The sequence below is a fragment of the Cellulophaga sp. RHA19 genome (assembly GCF_002813425.1).
In the GTDB taxonomy this organism is placed as follows: Bacteria; Bacteroidota; Bacteroidia; order Flavobacteriales; family Flavobacteriaceae; genus Cellulophaga.
In genome coordinates this window covers 1,364,484-1,380,239 of the sequence record NZ_PHUL01000001.1, presented here as the reverse complement: position 1 = coordinate 1,380,239, position 15,756 = coordinate 1,364,484, and the positions used below count along the sequence as shown (strand labels likewise).

Below are 15,756 nucleotides of genomic sequence, written 5' to 3'. Positions count from 1 at the left end.
CACTTAAGAAAATCCTCGCAGATTTTCTATTCAGTTTTTATTTGCTAAATTACGTGTTAATCCACGCAACAAACCATATACAACAACGTTGCCAAGTAATATGAGAAAATCAAATGAAAATAATGAACTATAAAACTATCTTTCTGATTTTTGTTTCAACAATTGCGTATTCCCAAAATATCGAAAAAAATATGAGTGATAAAGTACCTAATAGTGTTGAAATTGTTGACAGCCATTTAGACCAATTCTTTGATGAAGATGCAGACATTGTTGTATTTGACGAAATAGAATCTGAAATAATTCACAGAGACATTTTCTTAATAAAAGCTACAGAAGATAGACCTTATCACATTTTGTTGAGCTGTGGAATGAGTGCTTTACCAATGAAAGTACCTGAAGATATTGACTCATCTGAATTTGCAGAAGTTATGATATTGTTGCCAAAGGAATGGAACTTAGAATATGAGTCTTTTAGTGACGAACGAAATTATTGGCCAATTAGAATAATGAAGGAATTGATGATGTTACCACATCCGAATAAAACTTGGTTAGGTTTTGGACACACTTTTGGACACGAAGATGATGATGAACTTGCTGAAGGAATTGGATTTAATTCAGTAATGTTAGCCAACTCAATGGAATTATCGGCTGATTTTACCGAAATTGAACTTGATACTAATAAAGTAATTGACATTTATACTTTAATTCCACTTTACAAAGAAGAACTTGAATTTAAAAAACAAAATAGCGCAAGTGATTTACTTGAGAAATTTGACAAATTCGGAATTGAAGAAATTGTAAAAGTTGGAAGAAAAAATGTTTGCGAATAAAAAATACTTCTAACAACACCGCATATAACTTAATACTGTTTTTACCTAATTTTAGAAAATCCTTGAAAAGAATAATATACATACTGATTTTTGGAGTTTTAATTGGTTGTGCTGACAAACCCAAAAAATTGAATATTAACCAAATGAAATTGGAAATAGAAATAGTTCCAGAAGATTTTAATGGCGGATATTCAATATCTTGGAAAGACTCTTTATGTGCAGAGTTTATAGCGCCTGAATGGAACTTTCTACAAAAAAGACCTTACGAACTTAACTGCTACATTACAAATAGAAATAATGACACTCTTGGATATTATGGACCACAAAGTTTTCAGCAACAATTTGCCTATTTCAGTACTATAGACAAATATGACTCAATTGTGAATTTAAATTTTAAAATTGGAATAAATCCTTTTTCAACATTTTTGGAAACGAAATCTGAAGATTACATAGAAAAGTTTAACAAAATGAATGAAAAGCAGACCTTATTTGAACCTGTAAAATTAGAATTGAACCAAAAAATTCTAAAAACAGAAATTGAATTAATAAAAATAAAAAACTAGGTTCTACAATAGCTATAATTAATATGAGTTTTTGGTATAAAATCAAAAGCTTGTTTAAATAATAAAGTCCACAAAATCTTTTGGTTTGGCTTTAAAAATAAGGCAAAAAAAAAGCTCTGACTCGCAGACCAGACGGAAACGAAAAGTTTCCTTGCCTGCTCTACTTGACATAGCCGAGACCGTTGTACACCATTTAAGAAAACGCAGAATTGAATCAAGAAATCAAAATATCACGTTCGGACTTAATCGCAAAATGCGACCAATATCTGAATGGAGAAATTCAAGAAAAGGATTTTGAAACTTATGCGTGGAATTTAATAAACGAAGAGCATATTGATTGGGGTGATGATGTAATATCTGATATTATTTATCAATGGGACAGTCCAGAAATCAACTTTCCGATTACCAAACAAAACATACGACTTTGGAAACATCAATTGGAGACTGACGAGAATTTATTAGCGGATTATAATTTGTGGAATGCACATATAGACCGACAAAAAAAGATTTGCGAAAAATATGAATCTAATTGGAATCCAATTAATAAAAAACTGAAAATCGGAATTGGTTCTGACTTGAATACTGACCCAATTCACGGATTGAGACATCCAAAGGAAAAAGGTACAACAGGTTGGTACATTTGGACAGGAGAATATTCAGAATCCGATGACTTTTTTCAACCAATGTGCGCTGAACATTTACTTCAAATCCGACCTGAATTAATTAAATATTTCGGACTCGATATTGGATATCGATTTTTAATTGACAAAAACGGATACGAAGATGTTTGGTATGACGAAAAATCAAAAAATGTTGAATAAAAAACGGTGTACAACAATGGCTATAATTCATTGTGGTTTTGTGCCACACCAAAATAAAAGTATTAATCAAACATCTGGATTTCGGCGGAATAATCCTGCGGATGATTCCACAACGAAATCATAGCCGAGACCGTTGCCAACAATATTGATTAACCAAGTTCATTTATTTAAAACTTTCCCAATTGGAGAAAATTTAACACTCTTATCGTTAAATATTATATTCTTTTGATAGCAACTCCAACTAAAAAATCATATGAAAAAAATATTATGCTTTCCAATACTTTTATTGATTTTCACAAACTCAATATATGCTCAAAATGAACTTAGCAAAATTGAAAAGCTAGCAACTACAGCTAAAATATGGGGGTTTTTAAAATACTATCACCCCGAAGTAGCCAACGGAAAATATAACTGGGATAAAGAACTATTCAAGGTTTTGCCAAAGGTTGAAACAGCAACAAATAACATACAGCTATCACAGGTTTATATTGACTGGATTAAAAGTTTAGGAGAAATTAAACCCTGCAAAAAATGTGATATTGAAAAAGATATTCAATATTTTGATAAAAACTTCGACTTAAATTGGATAAATAACAAGCAAATATTTACAACCAAACTCTCTGAGAAACTCAAATATATAGAGTTAAACAGGCATCAAGGAAAAAAGCATTATGTTAATTATTATAGTAATAAACTTAAAATTCCAGATTTCACTAATGAGGTTGAATATGAAAACTTTGATTGGCAAAATGAAAATTTAAGACTTTTGACATTATTCCGTTACTGGAACCAAATTGAGTATTTCTTTCCTGCAAAATATCAAACAGATACGAATTGGGATGTTGTTTTGGCTAAAATGATGCCAAAATTTTTAAACCCCCAAACAGAATTAGATTTACATCTTGCAATACTGGAATTAATAGTTAGTTGCGATGATAGTCATGCAACATATTTTAACGAAAAAACATATTCTTTTTTTGGTCGCTACTATCTGCCCGTAAATTTCAAGGTAATAAACAAAAAAGCAGTAATTACAGGATTCTATAACGATTCGCTGGCAAAATTAAATGATTTACAATTAGGAGATATTATTACAAAATCAAATGATAAAAAAATTGAAACAATATTAGAGGAGCAAGAAAAATATATTAACGCTTCAAATATTTCAAGAAAAAAATTCAATGCTAGTTATTACACTCTAAATGGGGCAACTGACTCAGTAAAAATTGAGTTTATCAGAAATGGAAAAACCTCGATAAAATCTATAAAAAGATACCTGTTTAAGGACTTCAAGTATAAAGCCGAATCTAAATCTGATAAATATAAAATTTTAGAAAATAATATAGGCTATATCAACATTGGCAAGGTCAAAGAAGTTAAAGAAGTCCCTAAAATAATGGAAGCTTTAAAAAACACAAAAGCTATTATTTTTGATATTAGAAAATATAAAACCTCCACACCATACTATTTTGCTAACTATATTACTTCGCAAAAAAAAGACTTTTATAAAGCAATAGTAACTGATTTAGATTATCCAGGTAGGTATATTTGGTCTGAGACTTTTAAAAGTGGTAACGACAGATTAAAATATACAGGAAAAGTGATTTTGCTAGTTGATGAAAGCTGTCAAAGTCAACTTGAGTTTACTGCAATGTGCCTACAAACTGGAGATAATGTTACTACCATTGGTAGTCAAACTTCTGGAGCAGATGGAAATGTGGTCATATTTAACATGGTGGGTGGATACAAAACACAAATATCTGGAGTAGGTATATTTTACCCTGATGGGACAGAAACGCAACGAAAAGGAGTAAAAATAGACATTAAAGTAAAGCCAACAATTGAAGGAGTTATTGCCGGAAAAGACCAAATACTAGAAAGAGCTATAAAGTTTATTAATGAATAAAAATATTGTTGCCAACAATACCTAAACGTAATGCGGACTTTAGGGCTTAATCAAAAGGTCTGTGTATATTTATATTGTCGCTAAATCTTTTGGCTTGGCTTTAAAAATAAGGCAAAACAAAAAGAAAACCTTAGTACCGCTTTTACTTCCAAAAAAGAACACCAACAATACTAAAAAATTGACCAATTACACATTTCTGTAATTGTAGTACAAAAAATAGTTTTACATTGTAGGAAAATTTAACAATTAAAAAAACTAGAAAGCCAAATATGCGTTTACACAACCATTTTGGCGGAATAAACGCAATGAGTTGCGTTTATATGTAGTTGTAAGTCATTAAAAACTATGAACAAAACAATAAACATTCAGAAAAACTTAATAATATTTGGAATTCCTTTATTGATCATATCTTTAATGGTTTTTATTACCAAATCTTCATTGTTTACAATTAATCCTGAAAGCTTATCATTTGGAATTACATTTGACCTCTTACTGACAGTTCCCTTTATATACTTCTTACTGATAAGAAAAACCAAAATTCCAAAAACAACAGTCTTACCATTTTTAATTTTGGGAATAGTAATTTGTTCAATAATACTTCCATCAGAAAACCAACAGTATTTAAGACTTTTTAAAACTTGGATTCTTCCAGTTATTGAAATATCAGTTTTATCGTATGTAATTTATAATGTTAGAAAAGGAATAAAATCTTATAAGCAAAAAAAAGAATTTTCCTTTGATTTTTTTACCACCTTAAAACAGACTTGCTATGAGATACTGCCCAAAAATGTTGTAATTCCTGTAGTAACAGAAATTGCTGTTTTGTATTACGGATTCATTTATTGGAAAAAAAGGAAGTTAAAAGAAAACGAATTTTCATACCATAAAGATAGTGGAACAATAGCATTGCTAGTTGTAATTATATTTATCATCGCAATTGAAACAATCGTGTTACATATACTATTAACAGAATGGAGCAGTCTTGTAGCTTGGATTTTGACTTTTGTGAGTATTTATTCTGGAGTTCAACTTTTTGGATTTTTAAAATCAATGCTTAAAAGACCAATAACAATTGAGAAAGACAAATTATTTCTTCGATATGGGATTATGAACGAAACAACTATTGACATTAGAAATATTGATAATATAGAAGTTTCATCAAAAGACATTGAAACAAATAAAGAAACTCTAAAATTTTCATTTTTAGGAGAGTTAGAAAGCCATAATATAATTATTCATTTAAAAGAAGAAAATGAATTAATAGGACTTTATGGTATAAAAAAGAGTTATAAAAATTTAGCTTTGTACGTGGATAATAAAGTTGAATTTAAGAATCGAATAAATAACGCCTTACAACAAAGTACTGTGGTAAAAACCAAGTAAAAATTCACTAATTTTTAGCTAAAGTACTTCTATAAGAATCATCATATATTAATCCTGATTTTGCAATAGCAAAAGCTTGCTTTAATAGTTTATTACATACAGCTATTAGCGCTAACTTTTTACTCTTTCCTTTGGCAACGATACGCTCATAAATATCACGACAAGCTTTATTGTATTTACAGGCATTAAAACTGCACATAAATAAGAGATTACGCAGTTTTTGATTTCCTATCTTACTAATTCTACTTCGTCCATTTACGCTTGTTCCACTCTTTCTTATCAAGGGTGTTAACCCAGCATAACTGCATAATTCACCACCACTATTAAAACGCTCAAAACCGTCTGTTAAAACTACTAACATTAAGGCTGTTTTAGCTCCTATTCCTGGTATAGTTTTTAATCGTGTTAAAACATCTTGGTGCGCCTCTTTTACCAATAACAACAATTTAACTTCTAAGTTGTTTATTTCTTTTTCTAACTGTTTTAAACTTCGATTTAAAGAACCTAAAACCGTTTTACTTGGGTTTCCTAAAACTGCTTCGCCGTGTAGCTTGTTTTTTAACATTGTGCTTTGTTTTGTATACACAGAAAGGAGTCTGGTCATTTGTAAGCATTCTATTTGATGTTTAGAACTACCTTTCCACAACTTTAAATCTACCTGACTGGCATACTCACAAATAAGTTTAGAATCACTCTTATCTGTCTTTATTTTAGACAGCTTCATTTGTATAAATCGCTTTACCGCTAATGGATTTTCTACAGATACTTTAATACCAGATTCAAGCAAATAATAAGCTAATTGATAGTGATAATATCCTGTAGCTTCCATTACACAATGGCTCGAGAGATCTAATAATTTTTCGAACTTTTTAAAGCCTGAAATAGTGTTTTTAAACTGATAGTATTTACCATCTGAATCTGTGACATCAAAAACCAAATGACTAATGTCTATTCCAAAATATTTAATATCTTTATTCATAAGAAAATGTTTTTTTTGAAAGGACAACCTACGCGAGTTTCAACGACTTAAAATCGAGGTCTAATTGCCTCATAGAACTGTACGAAATCTGTGTAGAAAAGAGAGGGGATTTTCAATGTTGACGAGATCTGTAGTCTCTCCGTATATAATAACCTTATTCCTCTCTTTTGTCTTTTCTGATTAATACTCTAATTTAATGAATTACAAACTTAAGCCGTGTATAATTAATTGCTAGTTCTAGCCTACTTACAAAAATCCTATCGGATTTTCTATTCGGTTTGTATTGGCTAAATTCGTTGCTAAACCACGCAACTAATCTTATACAAAACCGTTAGGCAACATAACAAAAAACCGAATAACAAACGAATTTAAATAGTGAGTTTAATAATAAACGTAAATGAGGAACTAGTCCAATCTGAGGAACGGTTTTTGATAATCGATTCTTTATATTCATTCGAATTTCCGAAATCTGTAGATGAGTTAAATAGGAATCGTTATCCAGAAACTGATGAAGAATTTGAATTGATTAAACAAGAGTTTGAATCTTTCATTAGAGAAAATAAGAATCCTAATTTATATTCAGTTGGAATGTATAAATCATATGCTGATATGAATTTACCAAAATCTTATGAAATTATTTTTGATATAAATAATAAAGAGAGATTTTGGAAACAAAAGACAGTTGTAAAATACGCTTATAATTATAGAGATATTTTTCACGCAAACTTATGGCAAGGACATTCTTCTCATTTGATAATTGAGGTCATTGGAAAACCACCTATTTTATTTGATGAGCTACCGATGAATCATAAAAATGAAGATAATAAGAGAACAATTATTGGAATATGTAGTGAATTTGATTGGGAATTTATTAGAAAGAAATAACGTTGCCTAACAACGTGTATAAAACATAGCTAGTAAGTGCAGAATTGAAAGGTTTGTGCTTATTTACGAAGTCCGCCAATCTTCTGGTTTGGCTTTAAAAGAGAAAATTAAAACAAAAAGAAAACCTTAGTACTGCTTTTACTTCCAAAAAAGAACACCAACAATACTAAAAAATTACCCAATTATACATTTCTGTAATTGTAGCACAAAAAATAGTTTTACATTGTAGGAAAATTTAACGACCAAAATAAACTACAAAGCCAAATGTGCGTTTACACAACCATATTGGCGGAATAAACGCAATGAGTTGCGTTTATATGTAGTTGGCAGCAAGCAGAAAAAAAATGGAAATAGCAACTAAAGACAAATGGAAAACTATTCCAATGGATAATCCAAAAAGACTGGATGTATCTATATTTTTAAATTTTGAGCAATTAAATAAACTAAAATTAGGGTTAGTTCCAAACCAAATGGAAGATAAATGGTTTGTTTATTTCAATAATGATAATATCTATTTTAACCGTTCTTGGACAGGTTACGAAATTTTCAAAGCAAAACTGAATCTTAATGAAAATGGTTGTGAAATAAACGAATTTAGGGTTGAACAAAATCTTGAAAAGTACAAAGAAGCAGATGATGAAAGAAATATTTACAATTTCAAAAATCACATTGAATATCTCTCAAACAGAGAAATAAATAACCCTGTAAAGAATGGACTTTGGGGTTTAGTTATTGGTGATGCACTTGGCGTTCCTGTAGAATTCAAAAGCAGAGATTATCTAAAACAAAATCCATTAACCGATATGATTGGGTTTGGAACTTACAATCAACCAGAAGGGACTTGGTCTGATGATAGTTCTTTGGCATTTTGCCTTGCAGATGAATTAACAAAAGAACTAAACCTTCAAGAAATCGGGAATAGCTTTGTTAGATGGTTTTATGAAAATCATTGGACACCTCACGGAAAAGTATTCGATATTGGAATTTCAACAAGAGAAGCCATAATTAGGTTAAAAAAAGGAGAAAAAGCTGAACTAGCGGGAAATTGGGAAGAAAATTCAAATGGGAATGGCTCATTAATGAGAATTCTACCGTTACTTTTTGAAGTGCAGGAAATTAAAGGTAGAAAAGAAAAATATGATTTAATTAAAAAGGTTTCAAGTATTACCCACGGACATATTAGGTCTTGCTTAGCTTGTTTTTATTACCTTGAAATTGCCTCTTTTCTTAGTTCTGAGATTAAATATCCAATAACAGACGCTTACAAAGTTGCAAACCATTCTCTACTAAAACTAACAGAAGAACTGGATATAAATCCTAAAGAAATAGAATTATTTGATAGAATAACGGGAGGTAATTTAGCCGAATTGCAAGAAAATTCTATTCAATCTTCGGGTTATGTAATTCATACACTTGAGGCTTCAATTTGGTGTTTATTGACAACAAAATCATATAAAGAAGCTGTTTTGAAAGCAATAAATCTAGGAGAAGACACAGATACAACTGGAGCTGTAGTTGGTGGATTAGCTGGACTTTTTTATGGCATTAACTCAATACCTAAAGAATGGATTGGAAAAATTGCAAGAAAAAAAGATATTGAGGAATTAACTAATAAATTAAGTGACAAGTACAAAATAGCCAGGTGCTAACAAGGTATAAAAAACATAGGGCATTTGTGTTTAACCGTAAGGTCTGTGAATATTAATAAAGTCCGCTAAATATAAAATTTGGCGTTTATAGTAGAAAAGATAAAAGCAAAATATTTACATTTAGCTAAGTAATAAACCGAAACGAATGTGCTTATCACCTGCCCTACGTTTCTTATACTGAACGTTGTGTTTCATTAAAAATTACGCTTAAAATTTTTATTCAATGATTGAATTTAATCCTGATGAATTTCCAAAAAACTTGACCAATCTCGACGTCGAAAAATTAGCTATTTTAAATATTAAAAATCCAATATCTGATTTGTGGAAAAAAATCTCAAAAAAGTTAACCTCAGAACAAAAGGTAAGGATTAATAAAAAAATAGAAAACCTAAATTATTCTAAAACTGAAAAGTTAGCTTCTTTTGGAAAAAAATCAATGGATAACGAAACTTGGAATAGGTTAATAAATCAAAAGGAAAGGTCAAAATTTTATGGGAATATGGGAGAACCTGAAACTCCTTCTCAATTTAAATCTAAATACGGAGTGTGGCCGCCTGGATATGATGAAGATGGAAATAAAATAGAGAACAGAAAACTATAATGACTGAAGAAGAGAAAGAAACCAAAAAAGGGAATTTTATAGAGTGGACAACATTCATTGAGGACAGAGTTGATGAATGGTCTAAATCTATTAAAGTTGATTTATCAAATAAATTGAACTATTCGCCTGATTCGCTTATCATAATAGAGGATTATATTTTGAGTAATTTCACTAAAGACTCGTTGTCTGATGAAAAATGTAAAATGCAAATTGATGCGACTATATCTTATTATGCTGAAACACTATTAAGGAACCTACCTGAAAGTACTTGGTTCTTAGATATTGATGACGAATCAAGTTATTATTACAATTTACCTTCAATTAAAACGCCAATCGGAACAATGATTTGCCCACACAAATTGTTACCAAGGATAATTCATAAGAACAAAGGAACTTTTCTGTTTGATTTTTACAATAAACGACTTGAATTTATAAAAAACCCAGAAACATATTAGTTAATAAAAAGAACACACAACAATGGCAATAATTAATACTGCTTTTACTTCCAAAAAAGAACACCAACAATACTAAAAAATTGACCAATTACACATTTCCGTAATTGTAGTACAAAAAATAGTTTTACATTGTAGGAAAATTTAACGACCAAAATAAACTATAAAGCCAAATGTGCGTTTACACAACCATATTGGTGGAATAAACGCAATGAGTTGCGTTTATATGTAGTTGTACACAATTATGAAAAAACATTTCACAATCATTTTAATACTTCTGCTATTCTCATGCAACGAGAAGGATTCCGATTGTGATGAACATTCAAAACCCTATTATAGCTTTACGTATGATATTGGTTTAAAGGAGAAACACCACAACACAAAAATAAAAGGAGAAAACATAGTCATTCGAAAGGCATTTCAAGAAATTATGAATACCGAAACAGAAATTAGCCCGAAAAATGGACATATTACCCTGAGGCTCCACCTTGATAAAAATGGAAATTTCTGTAATCAAGAATCTTTTGAAATTGACAATGAGTATCAACCAACAAAATTCAATAATGGAGAGTTGATAAAAAAATTAAAGAGTATCTCAAATGGACTTTTAGGTTGGACAAATGATACAGAAACAAAAACATTTTATCTCATTAGATTTAAAATAAAAGGAGGGAAAATTGAAGAAATTTTTTAAAATACTAGCAATCATTTTTGGGGTTATATTATTATCTTTTTTTGCATACCTAGGTTACATATATTACACCTACCAAAAGGTAAATAAAAGCATTCAGCAGAAAAATGAAAAAGTCATCAATTTTGAATCTAATCTTAGCGAAGACTATTTTGACTATTCCGTTAGTATAAATAAATCAGGAGATTTTAACAAAGGTTTTAAATATTTAGACAAGGCAGTAGAACTTGAACCAGTTAAACATTTGGGCTACCGAGGCTGGATAAGATTAAGAAAAATACGAGATTATGACAAAGCATTGATGGACTTTGACCGACTTGATAGCTTGACACCAAACGTTATCGACGCGCCTTGGGGAGAAGATATTGACTTTCTGCGAGGAGAGTGTCATTACGGTAACAAAAACTATCAGAACGCAATTAAAGCTTTCAATCAAAGTATAGTAAACCAAGATGAAGATTGGGCAGATATTCACTCGTTTGTCTATCTCGGACTTTGCGAATATGAACTTGGGAATTATGAAAAATCAATTATTGAATTTCAAAGAGCATTAAAGCAATACGAAAGCGTACCTGAATCTTTTTTTGGAATGGCTAGAGCATACCAAAAACTAGGGAAAATTGAAAAAGCAAAGGAAAATATTATGAAAGCGGAAAAAAATATAGTCTCAAAACGAGATGATTATTACAACGAATATTTGAACGAAATTTACATCTCTGAAGTGCTGGAATTCAAACAAACTCTCGAAAAATAACTGTGTACAACAAAGCCTAAACGTAATGCGGACTTTAGGGCTTAATCAAAAGGTCTGTGTATATTTATATTGTCGCTAAATTGAAAATTACGCGTCAGCGAAATATTCAAGTTTAGCTTTGGAACAAAAAAAGAAAAAGCAAAACAATAAGCTTTAGCTGCGTCGGCAGACGGAAACGAAAAGTTTCCTTACTACCCGCACTACGCTTAGCCGAACCCTTGCCACACATTTGAAAAAAACTATGAGAATATTTTTAAAGATTTTAGCATTTATATTATTGATTACTCTTACAAGTATATGTGGATGGAAATTTGGACGAGAAATTAAAAAATCCGACAAATTTGGCGATGAATATATTGGGTATAATAAAAAAGATATTATTTCTGAATTTGGTAAACCTGACATTTTATCTCAAAAATTGGCTTCAGAGTTTAATGATAATTTCAAGTTTTTTTATGAAAGCGTAAACTGCAATCCGAATACAAAAGTAACCTACATAAAATATGAAAAGGCTTGGTATGATTATGAGTTTTGGTTATTGAATAAAAATAATCTGGAAACGGTAATTCTAGTTAAATAAAAACTACATCATATGTTTGGAATATTTACCATTATAATATTGTTAGCCAATTATTTTCTATTCAAAAGAATTACATTTAAAATTATTGGTTCAGTAATTATTTTATTGTTTTTTGCCTTTTCGTTTAGTTTATCGCAACGATATATGAAAACCCAAGAGTTAACTTATGACGCAAAAAACAAAGTATACTCATCTTTACTAAATGATAATAAAAAATTTATAATAGAGAGCGAAAAAAAATATCCATTAAATATTATCCAAAAATATGATGTTCCCAAAAGAATTAATATTCTATCTGAATTTGTGGATAGTTGCAATGAAAATGATACAATTATTGAACTTAATGTAATAGGCCAAATTCAAAAAAGTCAATTTTGGTTTGTCAAAAAAGGTAGTAATGAACCTAAAGGATTGGTAAGGTATTAATTTAACAGAGATAAAAAACGCGTGCTAACAATATATATAAAAAATAGCGCAAGTCATTGCTAACACTATGGTTTGGTTTTTTTTTGGAAAGTCGCCAAACTTTTAAAGTTGGTATATTTAAAACGAGAAAAGATAAATAACAAAACCCAAAAAGGGAAAAATGCAGGATGTTAAATAAATTTAGATTATGAAAATAAAAATAATATTAATTTTTGGCTGCTTTTTAATAATAATTAGCTGTTCTACTAATAAAAACTTAACACCAACTTATAATAAAGGAGGGTATAATATTAATTTGTCTAATACGAAACAGAATGCCTCTAAGATAAATATAGTTGGGCAAGTTTTTGATGTAACAAACGGAAAGCCGTTAAGTCATAGCGAAGTAATTATTGGGTGTCTTAAATCTAAGACTTCACTTAATGGAAAATATTCAATCATATTAGACAACTCTTCTAAAACTTTTTTTGTAAAAACAGGCTCAATTGGATATAAAAGTGTAGAAACTGATTTCATTAATTTAGCTGAAGAAGATGAGATTACAATAAATTTTTATTTAATGGAAGATGATAGACCTTTCAATAATTGCGAAGGGGCAACTAAATAATACAAACCACAACAATGTATATAAAAAATAGGCGAAACAGAAGTAAAATCAGGACTTTTGGCTCATGCAAAACTTTATGCTTAACAGAAATTTTCGTGCTTTCAAATCGCCTACTTTTCATATACAAGACCGTTGCCACACATTAAAAATCAGAACTTAAATTGAAAATTATTACTTGGAATTGCAATATGGCTTTCAGAAAAAAGGCTAAATTTATACTGAATGAAAATCCAGATATAATTGTTGTTCCTGAAAGTGAAAGTCCAGAAAAATTGAAATTTAAAAAAGGCATCATTTTACCAAGTGATATTTTTTGGTATGGAGATAATCCAAATAAAGGAATAGGAGTTTATTCATATTCGGATTTTAAAATATCAATATCTGACCTACATAATCCTGACTTTAGATATGTAATACCATTATCAATAAGAAATAAAGATATTGAATCTTCATATAATTTTAAAACAAAAAATGGTTCTATTTCCTTATCTGTTGGAATTGAATTTAATTAAAAAATAAATTACTAAACTGTTAGCCACAAGCTAAAGAAACCTCTTGATAAACTTAAAGGAAAGTGTCTAAAATAAAAACATATAATTCTGAGGACTTCCGAAAAGAATACTTTAACAAAAGTCCTAAACTAGATAAACTTTTTAAAAAAAGTGTTGAAGATTTTTTCTGTTTAAAAATTGAGGATTTAACTAAAAAAGTTCTTAAACCTATAACTCCGTCAAGAGAAGAAAGTCACACAATTATTTTTGTAACAAAAGGCTCTTTTAAAACTAAAATAGGGTTTAAAGAATATATAATTACACCTAATAATATTGTAATACTCCAGGCTGGCGCAGTATTTTCTACAGAGCAGGTTTCAAAAAATGTAAAAGGGTTTACTTGTCATTTTCATCCAAATATACTTATTGGCAAGTTTGGAAACCGCTCACTTGTATCTGATTTTCAGTTTTTAAACAATGGTAATTATCCTATTATAAATATAAACAAACAGTCCAGATCTGAAATTATTAACATTTTAGAAAGATTAGTTACCGAATTTAAAAGTAATACTAAACCAAATTCAGATATAATACATTCATACATATACACATTACTAACTGAATTAAAAATACTGTACGGACTAAGTAATTTTCAACCTCAAAATGCTTCTTTTCAAATTACATCTAGATTTAGAATGTTAGCAAACCAAAAGGTAAAGGAAAACTTAAAGGTTGCCGACTTTGCAAGAATGATGAATATTAGCCCAAATCATTTAAACAAATCTGTTAAAGTATCTACTTTAAAATCTGCATCAGAAATTCTTGAAGAGATTAAACTTATTGAGGTCAAATACTTACTCTATCAATCTACCTTATCTATAAGTGAAATCTCTTATGAAATGGGTTATTTAGACCCTTCATATTTTACTCGATTTTTTAAAAAACGCGAAAAAATATCGCCCACTGAATTTAGGAAAATGATTGAAAAGTCCTAACTGTTGCATAAATATTTCTACTACAATTTTGTATTAAATTAGACCTTTGTACAGACAATAAATTAAGGCTAATGTATTCAATTGTTCTGGTATTTCATTCAATATTTAGGTGGCTTGTACTACTATCTTTAGTTTATGCTATTTTTAGAGCATATAATGGCTATAGACGGCAAACCAAATTCTCATGCTTTGACAATAAAGTGCGCCATTGGACTGCAACTATTGCACATATTCAACTTACAATAGGTATGCTTGTATATATTAAAAGTCCTATTGTAAAATATTTTTTTTCAGACTTTAAAAATTTAGTCAGTCATTGGGATGTATCTTTTTTTGGTTTGTTTCATTTTGTGCTTATGATTACGGCAATTGTTATTATTACAATAGGCTCTGCCAAAGCAAAACGAAAACAATTAGATGCTGATAAATTTAAAACAATTCTTGTTTATTTTTCAATTGCACTTTTTATCATATTTATAGCTATTCCTTGGCCTTTTTCGCCCTTAACTAATCGCCCATTTATAAGAACATTTTAAATGATTTCATTTTTCAACTCAAATATTGGCAGACTTCGTTTATTGGCATTTTTAGAAGGCCTATCTCTACTCGTTTTAGTTTTTGTATCTCTTCCGCTAAAATATTTTTACAGAGTTACTGCGTTAACTTCAATTTTAGGACCCACTCACGGCATTATATTTTTGCTTTTTGTATTTAATACAATTAGTGTAGGAACTGAATATAATTGGAAGTTTAAAAAAAATACTTGGAAAGTTTTAATTGCTTGTATCATTCCTTTTGGCACATTTTATATAGACCATAAAATACTTAAACCCATACATAAAACATTACGTTAATGTATATCTATATTTTTAAGACTTAAATAAAACTAAAAGATTCGCCTTGCTAATTAAATACTATAGATAATAATAATAATAATAATACCTACTTAACTCCTGTTTAGCAACATAAGCGTTTAACAATACTTTTAAAAGACAATAATAGTAATACACCTACAATTGCTAACCTCTGCATTACACTAAAAGTTAACGCTAATTTAACTACACAACCTACGGTTGTACAAAACTGTTATCCGTTATTTGAAAATTTAAAAATTTAAAAATAATTATAGAACCACAATTAAAA

Annotated in this window: 19 protein-coding genes; 18 read left to right on the top strand and 1 reads right to left on the bottom strand. The window is 29.5% G+C overall.

Annotation, left to right across the window (positions count from 1 at the left end):
• Window positions 1-191: 191 nt before the first annotated feature.
• The 5 genes from AX016_RS06080 (at window position 192) to AX016_RS06060 (ending at window position 5,503) form a co-directional block, all read left to right on the top strand.
• Window positions 192-830: a suppressor of fused domain protein gene (locus AX016_RS06080; RefSeq protein WP_198519407.1), complete on the top strand. Its 639-nt coding sequence runs from the start codon at window positions 192-194 to the stop codon at window positions 828-830.
• A gap of 143 nt (window positions 831-973) precedes the next feature.
• Window positions 974-1,393, top strand: a complete 420-nt coding sequence (locus AX016_RS06075; RefSeq protein ID WP_100894765.1) for a hypothetical protein — start codon at window positions 974-976, stop codon at window positions 1,391-1,393.
• Window positions 1,394-1,602: 209 nt separating this feature from the next.
• Window positions 1,603-2,214, top strand: coding sequence for an immunity protein Imm33 domain-containing protein (locus tag AX016_RS06070; protein WP_100894764.1), 612 nt, complete (start codon window positions 1,603-1,605; stop codon window positions 2,212-2,214).
• Between the two features lie 253 nt (window positions 2,215-2,467).
• Entirely contained in the window at window positions 2,468-4,120 is a 1,653-nt protein-coding gene (locus AX016_RS06065) for a S41 family peptidase (RefSeq protein ID WP_100894763.1), read from the top strand.
• 345 nt (window positions 4,121-4,465) lie between these two features.
• Window positions 4,466-5,503 (top strand): hypothetical protein, encoded by a 1,038-nt coding sequence (locus tag AX016_RS06060; RefSeq protein ID WP_100894762.1) that lies wholly within the window; start codon window positions 4,466-4,468, stop codon window positions 5,501-5,503.
• Window positions 5,504-5,510: 7 nt separating this feature from the next.
• On the opposite strand, the gene AX016_RS06055 is transcribed toward AX016_RS06060, so the two are convergent.
• Window positions 5,511-6,482 (bottom strand): IS110 family transposase, encoded by a 972-nt coding sequence (locus AX016_RS06055; protein WP_100894240.1) that lies wholly within the window; start codon window positions 6,480-6,482, stop codon window positions 5,511-5,513.
• 375 nt (window positions 6,483-6,857) lie between these two features.
• On the opposite strand from AX016_RS06055, the gene AX016_RS06050 reads away from it, so the two are divergent.
• From AX016_RS06050 to AX016_RS05990, 13 genes are all read left to right on the top strand, one after another.
• Window positions 6,858-7,367 (top strand): hypothetical protein, encoded by a 510-nt coding sequence (locus AX016_RS06050; protein WP_100894761.1) that lies wholly within the window; start codon window positions 6,858-6,860, stop codon window positions 7,365-7,367.
• Between the two features lie 344 nt (window positions 7,368-7,711).
• Entirely contained in the window at window positions 7,712-9,016 is a 1,305-nt protein-coding gene (locus tag AX016_RS06045; protein ID WP_232732600.1) for an ADP-ribosylglycohydrolase family protein, read from the top strand.
• Between the two features lie 223 nt (window positions 9,017-9,239).
• Window positions 9,240-9,617 carry a hypothetical protein gene (locus tag AX016_RS06040; protein ID WP_100894760.1) on the top strand — a complete coding sequence of 126 codons (378 nt, stop codon included), beginning with the start codon at window positions 9,240-9,242 and terminating at the stop codon, window positions 9,615-9,617.
• The gene (locus tag AX016_RS06035; protein ID WP_100894759.1) at window positions 9,617-10,072 is read left to right on the top strand and encodes a hypothetical protein; all 456 of its coding nucleotides are present in this window, start codon (window positions 9,617-9,619) and stop codon (window positions 10,070-10,072) included. Before AX016_RS06040 ends, AX016_RS06035 begins: the two co-directional genes overlap by 1 nt.
• A gap of 241 nt (window positions 10,073-10,313) precedes the next feature.
• A complete protein-coding gene (locus tag AX016_RS06030) occupies window positions 10,314-10,763 on the top strand; it encodes a hypothetical protein (protein ID WP_100894758.1) in 450 nt (149 codons plus the stop codon).
• Entirely contained in the window at window positions 10,747-11,514 is a 768-nt protein-coding gene (locus AX016_RS06025) for a tetratricopeptide repeat protein (RefSeq protein ID WP_100894757.1), read from the top strand. Before AX016_RS06030 ends, AX016_RS06025 begins: the two co-directional genes overlap by 17 nt.
• A gap of 241 nt (window positions 11,515-11,755) precedes the next feature.
• Entirely contained in the window at window positions 11,756-12,094 is a 339-nt protein-coding gene (locus tag AX016_RS06020; RefSeq protein WP_100894756.1) for a hypothetical protein, read from the top strand.
• 12 nt (window positions 12,095-12,106) lie between these two features.
• Entirely contained in the window at window positions 12,107-12,520 is a 414-nt protein-coding gene (locus AX016_RS06015) for a hypothetical protein (RefSeq protein WP_157811100.1), read from the top strand.
• A gap of 187 nt (window positions 12,521-12,707) precedes the next feature.
• Window positions 12,708-13,127, top strand: coding sequence for a hypothetical protein (locus tag AX016_RS06010; protein WP_100894754.1), 420 nt, complete (start codon window positions 12,708-12,710; stop codon window positions 13,125-13,127).
• Window positions 13,128-13,288: 161 nt separating this feature from the next.
• Window positions 13,289-13,639, top strand: a complete 351-nt coding sequence (locus tag AX016_RS06005) for a hypothetical protein (protein WP_157811099.1) — start codon at window positions 13,289-13,291, stop codon at window positions 13,637-13,639.
• Between the two features lie 62 nt (window positions 13,640-13,701).
• Complete coding sequence (locus tag AX016_RS06000; protein ID WP_100894752.1) at window positions 13,702-14,613, top strand: helix-turn-helix domain-containing protein; 912 nt, start codon at window positions 13,702-13,704, stop codon at window positions 14,611-14,613.
• A 71-nt stretch (window positions 14,614-14,684) separates the two neighbouring features.
• On the top strand, window positions 14,685-15,149 hold the full coding sequence (locus AX016_RS05995) for a hypothetical protein (RefSeq protein WP_100894751.1): 465 nt from the start codon (window positions 14,685-14,687) through the stop codon (window positions 15,147-15,149).
• The gene (locus AX016_RS05990; protein WP_100894750.1) at window positions 15,150-15,467 is read left to right on the top strand and encodes a DUF3817 domain-containing protein; all 318 of its coding nucleotides are present in this window, start codon (window positions 15,150-15,152) and stop codon (window positions 15,465-15,467) included.
• Window positions 15,468-15,756: the final 289 nt, after the last annotated feature.

Coding starts and splice junctions, on each gene's coding strand:
- AX016_RS06080 (WP_198519407.1), top strand. CDS start 192: ATGAGTGATAAAGTACCTAATAGTGTTGAAATTGTTGACAGCCATTTA.
- AX016_RS06075 (WP_100894765.1), top strand. CDS start 974: ATGAAATTGGAAATAGAAATAGTTCCAGAAGATTTTAATGGCGGATAT.
- AX016_RS06065 (WP_100894763.1), top strand. CDS start 2,468: ATGAAAAAAATATTATGCTTTCCAATACTTTTATTGATTTTCACAAAC.
- AX016_RS06060 (WP_100894762.1), top strand. CDS start 4,466: ATGAACAAAACAATAAACATTCAGAAAAACTTAATAATATTTGGAATT.
- AX016_RS06055 (WP_100894240.1), bottom strand. CDS start 6,482: ATGAATAAAGATATTAAATATTTTGGAATAGACATTAGTCATTTGGTT.
- AX016_RS06045 (WP_232732600.1), top strand. CDS start 7,712: ATGGAAATAGCAACTAAAGACAAATGGAAAACTATTCCAATGGATAAT.
- AX016_RS06040 (WP_100894760.1), top strand. CDS start 9,240: ATGATTGAATTTAATCCTGATGAATTTCCAAAAAACTTGACCAATCTC.
- AX016_RS06035 (WP_100894759.1), top strand. CDS start 9,617: ATGACTGAAGAAGAGAAAGAAACCAAAAAAGGGAATTTTATAGAGTGG.
- AX016_RS06030 (WP_100894758.1), top strand. CDS start 10,314: ATGAAAAAACATTTCACAATCATTTTAATACTTCTGCTATTCTCATGC.
- AX016_RS06020 (WP_100894756.1), top strand. CDS start 11,756: ATGAGAATATTTTTAAAGATTTTAGCATTTATATTATTGATTACTCTT.
- AX016_RS06015 (WP_157811100.1), top strand. CDS start 12,107: ATGTTTGGAATATTTACCATTATAATATTGTTAGCCAATTATTTTCTA.
- AX016_RS06010 (WP_100894754.1), top strand. CDS start 12,708: ATGAAAATAAAAATAATATTAATTTTTGGCTGCTTTTTAATAATAATT.
- AX016_RS05995 (WP_100894751.1), top strand. CDS start 14,685: ATGTATTCAATTGTTCTGGTATTTCATTCAATATTTAGGTGGCTTGTA.
- AX016_RS05990 (WP_100894750.1), top strand. CDS start 15,150: ATGATTTCATTTTTCAACTCAAATATTGGCAGACTTCGTTTATTGGCA.